The sequence below is a fragment of the Cellulomonas sp. EB106-03-03-XG116 genome (genome assembly GCF_058792015.1).
This window is the reverse complement of sequence record NZ_JBYTEP010000060.1, coordinates 11454-22023: the sequence shown is the minus strand read 5'-3', so window position 1 is coordinate 22023 and position 10570 is coordinate 11454. Positions and strand designations below refer to the sequence as shown.

Genomic DNA, 10570 nt, shown 5'->3' with positions numbered 1-10570 from the left:
CCCCCCCCCCCCCAGACCAGGCGCCATGTTTTGTGGGCTCGGAGAGGGGGAGAAGAAACAGGACCGGCCCCGGCGCGGGGCGGGGCGCGCTCAGGGCGTCAGGACGCGCGGGCCGCGAGCCAGCCGGCCAGGCGGTCCGGGCGGTCGGTGATGACCGCGTCGACGCCCAGGGCGACCGCGGCCGCCCAGTGCTCGGGCTCGTTGAGCGTCCAGACCTGGACCTGCAGGCCGGCGGCGTGCAGCCGCGCGACCAGGTCCGGGTGCTCGACCAGCAGCGGGCCGTACGGGTTGACGGTCATGACGCCGAGCTCGCCCGCGACGCGGACCACCTCGTCGACCCCGCCGTCCTCGGGCACCTGGAAGATCAGCAGGCCCCGACGCAGGTCGGGGTCCGCCGCCGCGAGCGCCCGCACGGACTCCGGCCAGAACGACTGCCCGATCACCCGGTCGACCAGCCCGGCCGCGCGGATCGCCTCGGTGACCGGCCGGACCTGGTCGACCGTGAAGGCGCCCTTGAGCTCCAGCAGCAGGTCGATCCCCGGCCGGCGGACCATCAGGTCCAGCACCTCGGCGAACGTCGGCACCCGCTGCCCGGCGTAGGCGGCCGCGAACCACGAGCCCGCGTCCAGCGCGCGCACCGCGTCGAGCGTCATCTCGCCGACGACGCCCTGCCCGTCCGTGGTGGCGTCGACGGTGTCGTCGTGGATGACCACGACCTCGCCGTCGGCCGTCGGCTGGATGTCGATCTCGATGCTGTGCGCGCCCGCGCGCCACGCCGCCTCGAAGGCGGCGAGCGTGTTCTGCGGGGCGACCGCGGAGTTGCCGCGGTGCGCGACGACGAGGGGCGCGGGCGACCCGGACGCCCCGGCGCCGGGGCCGCCCTGGTGGGCGGCCCCGGCGACCGGACCGGTGACGGTTCCGGTCACAGGTACGGCTCGACGTTCTCGGAGTACGCCGTCTCGATCTGCGGCGTGACGGACCCGAACGCCTCGGCCGGGTCGGTGCCCTCGAGGACGATCTGCTCCAGGGCGTCGGTGAGCAGCGCGTCGGCACCCGGCACGAACACGCGGATGTAGTCCTGCGGGCGCGCCTTCTCCGCCAGCTGGTCGACCGCGGTGCGGAACTGCGGGTACTGCTCGTACACGGCCTTCATCGTGTCGGACTCGACGGCCGAGGTGCGCACGGGCATGTAGCCGGTCGCCTGGGAGAACGTCGCGGTGTTCTCGGTGTTCGTGAGGAACTCGAGGAACATCGCCGCGGCGAGCTGCTTCTCCGGGGTGCTGGAGGAGGAGATCGCCAGGCCGGTGCCGCCGGTCGGCGTGCCGCCGCCGGCCGGGCCGTCCGGCAGGTACGCCGTGCCGACCTCGAACGAGGCCGCGTCCAGCGCGCCCTTCAGCGAGCCGGTCGAGCCGATGGTCGACGCGATGAGGCCGGACGCGAAGTCCGCCATCGAGTCGTCCGCCGAGACCGTGGCGATCGCGTCGTCGCCGTGGAACAGGCCGCGGAGGAACTCGCCGCCGGCCAGCGCCTCCTCGGAGTCGAGCGTGACGTCGAACTCGTCGGAGTACTCGCCGCCCTGGCCCCAGATCATGTTCTCGAACCACCACGCGGACCAGGAGGTGCCGAGCGACAGGCCGAACGGCGAGCCCTCCGCCGGGACCTGGGCCTCGAGCGCGGTGCTCCACTCCTGGAGCTGCTCCCAGGACTCCGGGCCCTCGTCGGGCAGGCCCGCGGCGGCCCACATGTCCTTGTTGTAGTAGAAGAGCGGCGTGGAGCGCGCGTACGGCGCGGCCCAGTGCTGGCCGTCGTACTCGTAGTCGCCGTACAGCCCCTGCTGGAAGTCGTCCGCGTCGGCGTCGAGCGCCTCGAACACGTCGTCGAGCGGCATGATCTGGTCGTTCAGGTGGTACCGGAACCACCAGACGTCGGACGCGATGACGAGGTCGGGCTTCTCGTCCGTCTGCGAGGCGGCCTGGAAGCGCTGGGCGACCTCGTCGTAGTTGGCGCCGGCGGTCACGAGGTTGACCTTGATGTCCGGGTTCTCGGCCTCGAAGTCGGCGATGAGCTGCTCCTCCACGGCCTGGGACTGGCCGGGGTGGTTGCTCCACCAGGTGATCTCGGACGCGGGCTCGACCTGCGACCAGTCGGTCGCCTCGGCGGCCGCGGACTCGTCGGACGAGGCGGCGGTCGACGGGCCGCCGCACGCCGTGAGCGCGAGCGTCGTGCCGGCGACGGCAGCGGCGACGGCCAGGGTGCTGCGGCGGCGCCTGCGGGGGTGGGACACGGTGGTGCTCCTTCGGGGGTTCGCGCGCCGCGTCGCGGCGCTCGGGGGGCTGACGGGCGCGCGGGGGCGCGGCCGTCTCAGGCGGCCGGCGGACCGGCCACGTTCCGGGCGGGTCAGCCGGTGACGGCGCCCGCGGTGAGGCCGGCGACGAGCCGGCGCTGCAGGGCCAGGAAGACGACGAGGATCGGCAGGGTCACGACGACCGTGGCGGCCAGCAGCACGCCCCAGTTGGTCAGGCCGTCGATGTTCTGCAGCAGGGTGAGGCCGATCGGCAGCGTCATCTTGTCGGCGCGGTCGATGACCAGGAACGGCCAGAGGTAGTCGTTCCACTCGGTGACGACGGACACGAGGGTGACCGCCGCGATGGTCGGCGTGCTCATCGGCACCACGAACCGCCACAGCTTGCGCCAGTGGCCGGCGCCGTCGAGCTCCGCGGCCTCGAGGATCGAGGCGGGCAGCGTCAGGAAGTGCTGGCGGAACAGGAAGGTGCCGAACGCGCTGGCCAGGCCCGGGACGAGGATGCCCTGGTAGGTGTTCAGCCAGCCGAGGTCGGCGACCAGGGTGTAGTTCGGGATGATCGTGACCTGCGGCGGGATCATCAGCGTGGCGATGACCAGCCCGAACACGATCTTCTTGAACGGGAGCTCGAGGAACACCAGCGCGTAGGCGCAGGTGAGGCCGAGGACCACCTTGAGGCCGGCGCCGACGACGGTCAGGCCGACGCTGTTGAGCAGCAGCCGGCCGAGCGGCACGGTGTCCGCGGCCTGCGCGTAGTTGTCGAGGCTGGGCGCGCCCGGCAGCCACTGCACCGGGAACTGGTACAGCTCCTGGGAGGTCTTGAGGCTGGCGAGCAGCATCCAGATCAGCGGGGCGCCGAGCACGATCGTCGCGAGGACCATCGTGAGGTAGCTGCCGACGTGCGGACGCTGCCGGTGGCCCGGGCGTGACGACGCGGCGGTGGGCCGGACGTCGCGCCGGGTGGGCGCCGCGGGCGGGGTCGCGGCCTCGGCGGCCGGGCGACGGGGCGTCAGGACGCTCATGCGTAGTGGACCTTCCGCTGGACGAACCGCATCTGCACCGCGGTGACCGCCAGCAGCACGAGGAACAGGACGGTGGCGACGGCGGAGGCGTAGCCCGCGCGGCCGTTGACGAAGCTCTCCTGGTACACGGAGTACATGAGCGTCGTGGTCGACCCGAGCGGGCCGCCCTGGGTCATCGCCTTGATGATGTCGAACGACTGCAGCGAGGCCAGCATCATCGTGACCAGCAGGAAGAACGACGTCGGGGTGAGCAGCGGCAGGATGATCGACCGCAGCGTCCGGAACGACGAGGCGCCGTCGAGGGCCGCCGCGTCCTTGAGGTCCTGCGGGACCGACTGCAGGCCGGCCAGGTAGATCAGGGCGACGTACCCGAGGTTCTTCCAGAGGTACACGACGATCACCATCACCAGCGGCCACGGGCGCTGGGTGTACCACTGGGGCGAGGACGCCCCGACCCAGCTCAGCACCTCGCGCATCAGGCCGTACCGCGGGTCGAAGATGAACAGCCAGAGGATGCCGACCGCGAAGCCCGACAGCACGTACGGTGCGAACGCCACGGTGCGGGCGAAGCCGCGGCCGCGGAGCTTCTGGTTGAGCAGGACCGCCAGGCCGAGGCCCAGCAGCATCGCGCCGCCGACCGTGGCGACGGTGAACACCACCGTGGTGGTGACGACCTGCGTGAAGTTCCGCGAGGTGAACAGCTCGACGTAGTTGCCCAGCCCGATGCTGCGGGCGACGGGCGAGCCGAGGTTCCACTGCAGCGTCGACAGGTAGAACGACTGGATCAGCGGCCGGTAGACGAACACCAGCAGCAGGGCCACGTTGGGCCCGGCCAGCAGGAGGAACCAGAGCAGCGCCGACCGGCGCTTGTGCGACTGGAGCGCCCCGCGCTGCCGGGGAGCGCCCGAGGGGGCGGCCACCGGTGGCGGGGCGAGGACGTCGGCAGAGGTCACGGGGAGGAGTCCGCTTCGTTCGGGGGGGCAGGGTGCTGGCCCGCTCCGTCGCCGGCCCTGGACACCCTGCCCCGGCCGCGCCACCCGGACGACCCTTCCCGGGGTGCGTTCCGCAAGGCTTCCCGGGTCGTTCACCTGGGGTTCCGCGGCGTCACCGGGCGGTCAGCGGGTGGACGCCCGGGCGACCGCCAGGGACGGAGGTCCTACCCTCGTCGCGTGCCCGCCCGCTCCCCCGCGGACCGGTCCGACCCCGCTGTCCGGTCGGCCGTCCGCACCGCCGTGTCCGTGTCCGTGGCGACCGGGCTGTACGGCGTCTCGTTCGGCGCGCTGTCCGTCGCCGCCGGCCTCGACGTCCCGCAGACGATGGCGCTGAGCCTGCTGATGTTCAGCGGCGGCTCGCAGTTCGCCGCGGTGGGCGTCGTGGGCGCGGGCGGCGGGATCGGGGCGGTCGTGGCGACCGCGGGGCTGCTCGGGGCGCGCAACGGCCTCTACGGGGTGCAGGTCGCCCCGCTGCTGGGCGCCTCCGGCTGGCGGCGCGTGCTCGCGGCGCACCTGACGATCGACGAGTCCACGGCCGTCGCGACGGCGCAGCCGACGCCCGCCGCGACCCGTGCCGGGTTCTGGTGGACCGGCGCCGGCGTGTTCGTGCTGTGGAACGCCTTCTCGCTCCTGGGCGCGCTGCTCGGCGACGCGCTGGGCGACCCGCGGCGGTACGGGCTGGACGCGGCTGCCGGGGCGGCGTTCCTCGCGCTGCTGTGGCCGCGGCTGTCCGGCGACGACGCGCGGGCGACGCGGACCGTGCGCGCCGTGGCGGTGGCGGCCGCCGTGCTGGCGCTCGCGCTCACCCCCGTGGCGCCGGCCGGCGTGCCGGTGCTCGCGGCGGCCGCGCTGGCGGTGGTCGTGGGGGTGCTCGACGGCGGGGGCGCGGGCGCCGGCCGGGGCACGGGCGGCGGGGCCGACGCGGCGCCGGCGGTGACCCCGTGAGCCGGCTCGCGGTGTGGTGGGCCGTGCTGGCCGCCTCGGTCGTGGTGCTCGCCACGAAGGTCGCCGGGCACCTGGTCCCGCGCGCGCTCCTGGAGCGGCCCCGGGTGGTCCGCACGGCCGCGCTGGTGACCGCGGCGCTGCTGGCCGCGCTGGTCGCGGTGCAGACGGCGACGACCGACGGCGCCCTCGCGCTGGACGCGCGGCTGGCGGCGCTGGCGGTCGCGGCGGTCGCCCTGCTGCTGCGCGCGCCGTTCGTGCTGGTCGTGCTGCTGGCCGCCGCGACGGCGGCCCTGCTCCGCTGGCTGGGCCTGCCCTGACGCGCGCGCCCGGCGCGGGCGCGCCCGGCGGGTCCGTCAGACCGCGACCGGGGCCTTGATCGCCGGGTGGTGCTGGTAGCCCTCGATCGTCACGTCCTCGGCGGTGTACTCGAACAGCGACGGGGCGCGGCGCAGGCGCAGGGTCGGCGCCGGGAACGGCTCCCGGGTCAGCTGCTCGCGCACCTGGTCGACGTGGTTGTCGTAGATGTGGCAGTCGCCGCCGGTCCAGACGAAGTCGCCGACCTCGAGGTCGACCTGCTGCGCCACCATGTGCGTGAGCAGGGCGTAGGACGCGATGTTGAACGGCACGCCCAGGAACAGGTCGGCCGACCGCTGGTAGAGCTGGCAGGAGAGCTTCCCGTCGGCCACGTAGAACTGGAAGAACGCGTGGCACGGCGCGAGCGCCATCGACGGGATGTCCGCGACGTTCCACGCGGACACGATGTGCCGCCGCGAGTCGGGGTCCCGCCGCAGGCCGTCGAGCACCTGCGCGAGCTGGTCGATCGTCCCGCCGTCGGGGGTCGGCCAGGACCGCCACTGCACCCCGTACACCGGGCCGAGGTCGCCGTCCTCGGCGGCCCACTCGTCCCAGATGTGCACGCCCTTCTCCTGCAGCGTGCGGGCGTTGCGCTCGCCGCGCAGGAACCAGAGCAGCTCCTCGGTCAGCCCGCGCACGAAGACGCGCTTGGTGGTGACGAGCGGGAACCCCTGCTGCAGGTCGAACCGCATCTGGTGCCCGAACACGCTGCGGGTCCCGGTGCCGGTGCGGTCCGCCTTGGGGGTGCCGGTCTCCAGCACCAGGCGGAGCAGGTCCTCGTACGGCGTCTCGATCGGTCCGGCGGGCGTCGTCATGGGGCCATCGTAGGGTTCCGGGCCGCGGATCTCGGGGTGCCGCCCGGCGAGGTCCGGGACGACACTGGGCCTCATGACCTCGCCGCTGCCGCCGTACGTCGCCGCCCACACGCCCACCGGCCTGCTGATCGACGGCGAGTGGCGGCACGCCACCGGCCGGGGCACGTTCGCCGTGGCCGACCCGGCGACCACCGACGTGCTGTTCGAGGTGGCCGACGCCACGCCCGAGGACGGCCTCGCGGCGCTCGACGCGGCCCATCGCGCCTTCCCCGCGTGGCGCGAGGTCGCCCCGCGGACGCGGTCGGACGTGCTGCGCGCGGTGTTCGACGCGATGGTCGCCCGCGCGGAGGACCTGGCGGCGCTCATCACCGCCGAGGGCGGCAAGCCGCTGGCGGAGGCGCGCGCCGAGGTGCAGTACGCGGCCGAGTTCGTGCGCTGGTACTCCGAGGAGGCCGTGCGCCTCGGCGGCCTGACCCGGCGGGCGCCCGCGGGCACGCACCACCAGCTGGTGCTCCGGCGGCCGGTCGGCCCCGCGCTGCTCATCACGCCGTGGAACTTCCCGATCGCCATGATCACCCGGAAGGTCGCACCCGCCCTGGCCGCCGGCTGCCCGGTCGTCATCAAGCCGGCGCAGCTCACGCCGCTGACCACCGCGTACTTCGCCGAGATCGTGCGGGCGGAGCTCGACGCGCGCGACCTGCCGGCCGGGGTGATCAACGTGCTGCCGACCGCGTCGTCCCGCGCGCTGACCGAGCCCGTCATCGCCGACCCGCGGCTGCGGAAGCTGTCGTTCACCGGGTCGACCGAGGTCGGCCGGTCGCTGCTCAAGCAGGCCGCCGACAACGTGCTGCGCACCTCGATGGAGCTCGGCGGCAACGCCCCGTTCCTGGTATTCGCCGACGCCGACCTGGACGCCGCCGTCGAGGGCGCCGTCGCCGCCAAGATGCGCAACGCCGGGCAGACCTGCGTCGCCGCGAACCGGTTCCTCGTCCAGGAGCCGGTCGCCGCGGAGTTCGCCGACCGGCTGACGACCGCGTTCGAGCGGCTGGTGATGGGCCCCGGCACCGCCCCGGACGTCGCGGTCGGCCCGCTCATCGAGGAGGCGGCCGTCGACCGGGTCGAGGAGCTGGTCACCGCGGCGGCGGACGACGGCGCCCGGGTGCGGACCGGCGGCGAGCGGCCGGGACGGCGCGGGTACTTCTACCCGCCGACCGTGCTCGACCGGGTGCCCGAGGACGCCCGCGCCGTGCGGGAGGAGATCTTCGGCCCCGTGGCCCCCGTCGTGACGTTCGGCGACGAGGCCGACGGCCTCCGGCTGGCGAACGCGACGGAGTTCGGCCTGGTCGCGTACGCCTACACGAGGGACGTCGACCGGGTGATGCGGCTGGCCGAGGGCGTCGAGGCCGGGATGATCGGCGTCAACCGCGGCATGGTGTCCGACGCCAGCGCGCCGTTCGGCGGGGTCAAGTCCTCGGGCATCGGGCGCGAGGGCGGCGAGGCCGGGATCGAGGAGTACCTGGAGCCGGTGTACGTGGCATTGTGACCGGCATGGACCCCCTGCTCGCCGCCACCTCCGACGTCTCCGTCCGCCCCGCCGTCCCCGGGGACGAGGGAGCCGTCGCGGCCGTGCAGCTCGCCGCGTGGCGGGCGACGCTCGGCGACCTGGTCGGCGAGGACGTGCTCGACCGGGTCGACCTCGCGCGGGTCACCGACCAGTGGGCCGCGGCGATCGCCTCGCCCCCGGGCCGCGGTTACCGCGTGCTGGTCGCGATGCACGGGCCGCGGCTGGTCGGGTTCGCCTCCGTCGCGCCGGTCACCGCCCCGCCCGGGTCGGGCGACGACACCCCGGGCGGCGAGATCCTCGCGCTGGAGGTCGACCCCGCCGAGCGGCGGCTGGGCCACGGCTCCCGGCTGCTCGCCGCCGTCGTCGACCTGCTGCGCGACGAGGACCGGGCGACCAGCGTGCAGACCTGGGTCGTGCAGGGCGACACCGCGCGCGAGCAGTTCCTCGGGTCGGCGGGGCTCGGCGACGTCGGCGCGACCCGGGTGCTCGGCGAGCAGGACGACCCGCGGGAGATCACCGAGCACCTCTGGGGCGCCGGCATCTGACCGGCCCGCCCGTGGGCGGGTCCCGGCGCCGGCCGCGCCTCCGGTGCGGCCGGGTGCCGCCGTCCGGGTGGCGCCCTCACCCGGACGGCCGGCGCGCGGTGAACGGCGCGCGAACAGCCGGCGTCGCGGCGCGGCGACGCCTCAGGTCGGCGGCGCGCCGGGCGATCGTGCGGGCGTGTCCCCCCAGACCCGCGCGCCCTGGCGGCGCGCCGACCGCGGCCGGCTCCTCTCGGACCTGGTCTCCGCCCCCGTCGTCGTCGCCCCGACCGACTCCTGCGAGGCGGTGGACGTCGGCTTCCGCACCCGGTGGACCGGCTCCTCGGTCCTCGTCGCCCCGCGCGAGCCGGGCGGCCCGCACGGGATGGTCGCCCGCAAGGACTTCCTCACCACGATGACCGGGCGGTACGGCTTCGGCCGGTCGCTGTGGGGGCGGCGGCCGGTCGCGGACGTCGCGCGCTGGGAGGTGCCCTGGGTCGACGTCCGGGCCTCGCTGACGGAGGCCGCCGAGCGGCTGGTCGGGGGCGACGGCTACCAGGACATGATCGTCACCGGAGCGGACGGCGGCCCGGTCGGCATCCTCGACCCGACGACGCTGATGGAGGCGCTCGCCGCGGAGCTGGCGCACGAGGCGTCGCACGACCACCTCACCGGCGTCACGTCCCGGGCCCGGTTCGTCGACGGCCTCCGGGAGCTCTGCGCGGCCGCGCGCGCGGACGGCGGGGCCGTGGTCCTGGCGTTCCTCGACCTCGACCGGCTCAAGGAGGTCAACGACACCCTCGGGCACTCGTTCGGCGACGCGCTGCTGCACTCCGTCGCGACCCGGCTGGCGGCGTCGGCGCTGCCCGGCGACGTGGTCGGGCGGCTGGGCGGCGACGAGTTCGCGGTCGCCCGCCTGCTGCCGGCGCAGACGCCCGACGACACCTGGCGGGTCCGCGCGCTGGACCTCGGCGAGGTGCTGCGGGCGGCGATCGCGGCGCACGACCCGGGCCTGCCGGTGCCCGCCCACTCCCGGGTGTCCGTCGGCCTGGCGCTCGGCGCCGGAGCGCTCGTCGACCACGACCGGCTGCTGCGCGAGGCCGACCTGGCGATGTACGGCGCGAAGAAGGCGGGCGGCGACCGGGTGCGGCTCGCCGGCGCGGACACCGGCCCGGGGGCGGGCGCGGGCGCAGGTCCGGGTCCCGGCGCGGCGGGCCTCGCGGGGCTCGCCGCGCTGCCCGGGCTCGACCTCGAGTCGCTGGAGGTGCACTACCAGCCGATCGCGGGCACGGCCGACGGGTCGGTGCGCGAGGTGGAGGCCCTGCTGCGGTCCCGGGACGCCGAGGGGCGGCTCGCGGGCCCGGTCGCGCCGCTGGACCGGGCCGCGCGGGCGGGCCTGGCGCTCGAGCTCGACCTGTGGGTGCTCGAGCGCGCGTGCACCGACCGGGCCGGGTGGCGCGCCGCGCTCGGCGACGACGCCCCGGCGGTGGTGAACGTGAACCTGTCCCCCGCCGCCCTGGAGGAGCCGCTGCTCGCCGACCGGGTGCTCCGGGTGCTGGACGCGTCGGGCACGCCGCACGACGGCGTGCGGCTGGAGCTGTCCGAGGCGGCGACCGAGGCGCAGGTCGCCGCGGCGCTCGGGGCGCTCGACGCGCTCCGGGCCGCCGGGGTGCCGATCGCCCTCGACGACCTGGGCGGCGCGATGTCGGGCCTGCGGCAGGTCTCGCGGCTGCCGGTCGACGTGCTCAAGATCGACCGGTCGGTGGTGGCGGGGATGCTCGACGACCCGCTGGACGCGCTGCTGGTCGAGCTCGTGCACCGGATGGCCGTCGAGCAGGGCATGACCGTCGTCGCCGAGGGCGTCGAGTCGGCCGCGCAGCTCGACGCGCTGCGGGCGGCGGGGGTGCCGCTGGTCCAGGGCTTCCTGGTCGCGCGGCCCATGCCGGCGGACGCCCTGCGCGCGTACCTGACCCCGGCCTGACCACGGCTCCCGGGACGCCCGACAAGCCCGACGGTGGATGGTTGTGACGGACACGCCGCCGGCGTGTCCGTCAC

The 10570-nt window shown here is 75.3% G+C and carries 10 protein-coding genes; 5 read left to right on the top strand and 5 right to left on the bottom strand.

The genetic code is table 11. The features are described 5' to 3' along the window. Window positions 1-98 precede the first annotated feature (98 nt). The 4 genes from AC3WUG_RS17005 to AC3WUG_RS16990 all read right to left on the bottom strand — a co-directional run bounded on the left by AC3WUG_RS17005 (window position 99) and on the right by AC3WUG_RS16990 (window position 4277). Window positions 99-926, bottom strand: a complete 828-nt coding sequence (locus AC3WUG_RS17005; RefSeq protein ID WP_492328743.1) for a glycerophosphodiester phosphodiesterase — start codon at window positions 924-926, stop codon at window positions 99-101. Beyond that, window positions 923-2284 carry an ABC transporter substrate-binding protein gene (locus AC3WUG_RS17000; RefSeq protein ID WP_492328742.1) on the bottom strand — a complete coding sequence of 454 codons (1362 nt, stop codon included), beginning with the start codon at window positions 2282-2284 and terminating at the stop codon, window positions 923-925. The genes AC3WUG_RS17005 and AC3WUG_RS17000 overlap by 4 nt, the downstream gene beginning before the upstream one ends. A 113-nt stretch (window positions 2285-2397) precedes the next feature. After that, window positions 2398-3324: a carbohydrate ABC transporter permease gene (locus tag AC3WUG_RS16995; protein ID WP_492328741.1), complete on the bottom strand. Its 927-nt coding sequence runs from the start codon at window positions 3322-3324 to the stop codon at window positions 2398-2400. Further along, window positions 3321-4277, bottom strand: a complete 957-nt coding sequence (locus AC3WUG_RS16990; protein ID WP_492328740.1) for a carbohydrate ABC transporter permease — start codon at window positions 4275-4277, stop codon at window positions 3321-3323. Before AC3WUG_RS16990 ends, AC3WUG_RS16995 begins: the two co-directional genes overlap by 4 nt. Before the next feature lie 216 nt (window positions 4278-4493). On the opposite strand from AC3WUG_RS16990, the gene AC3WUG_RS16985 reads away from it, so the two are divergent. Together AC3WUG_RS16985 and AC3WUG_RS16980 are read left to right on the top strand one after the other, a co-directional pair. Beyond that, window positions 4494-5261: an AzlC family ABC transporter permease gene (locus AC3WUG_RS16985; protein WP_492328739.1), complete on the top strand. Its 768-nt coding sequence runs from the start codon at window positions 4494-4496 to the stop codon at window positions 5259-5261. Continuing rightward, window positions 5258-5578: an AzlD domain-containing protein gene (locus AC3WUG_RS16980; RefSeq protein ID WP_324844215.1), complete on the top strand. Its 321-nt coding sequence runs from the start codon at window positions 5258-5260 to the stop codon at window positions 5576-5578. Before AC3WUG_RS16985 ends, AC3WUG_RS16980 begins: the two co-directional genes overlap by 4 nt. Window positions 5579-5614: 36 nt before the next feature. Here the strand turns inward: AC3WUG_RS16980 and AC3WUG_RS16975 are convergent, their stop codons facing one another. Beyond that, window positions 5615-6430 carry a thymidylate synthase gene (locus tag AC3WUG_RS16975; RefSeq protein ID WP_492328738.1) on the bottom strand — a complete coding sequence of 272 codons (816 nt, stop codon included), beginning with the start codon at window positions 6428-6430 and terminating at the stop codon, window positions 5615-5617. Window positions 6431-6503: 73 nt separating this feature from the next. Between AC3WUG_RS16975 and AC3WUG_RS16970 the strand changes: the two genes are divergently transcribed. From AC3WUG_RS16970 to AC3WUG_RS16960, 3 genes are all read left to right on the top strand, one after another. Further along, window positions 6504-7973 (top strand): NAD-dependent succinate-semialdehyde dehydrogenase, encoded by a 1470-nt coding sequence (locus AC3WUG_RS16970; RefSeq protein WP_492328737.1) that lies wholly within the window; start codon window positions 6504-6506, stop codon window positions 7971-7973. 5 nt (window positions 7974-7978) lie between these two features. Next, a complete protein-coding gene (locus AC3WUG_RS16965; RefSeq protein WP_492328736.1) occupies window positions 7979-8539 on the top strand; it encodes a GNAT family N-acetyltransferase in 561 nt (186 codons plus the stop codon). 175 nt (window positions 8540-8714) lie between these two features. Next, entirely contained in the window at window positions 8715-10496 is a 1782-nt protein-coding gene (locus AC3WUG_RS16960; protein WP_492328735.1) for an EAL domain-containing protein, read from the top strand. Window positions 10497-10570: the final 74 nt, after the last annotated feature.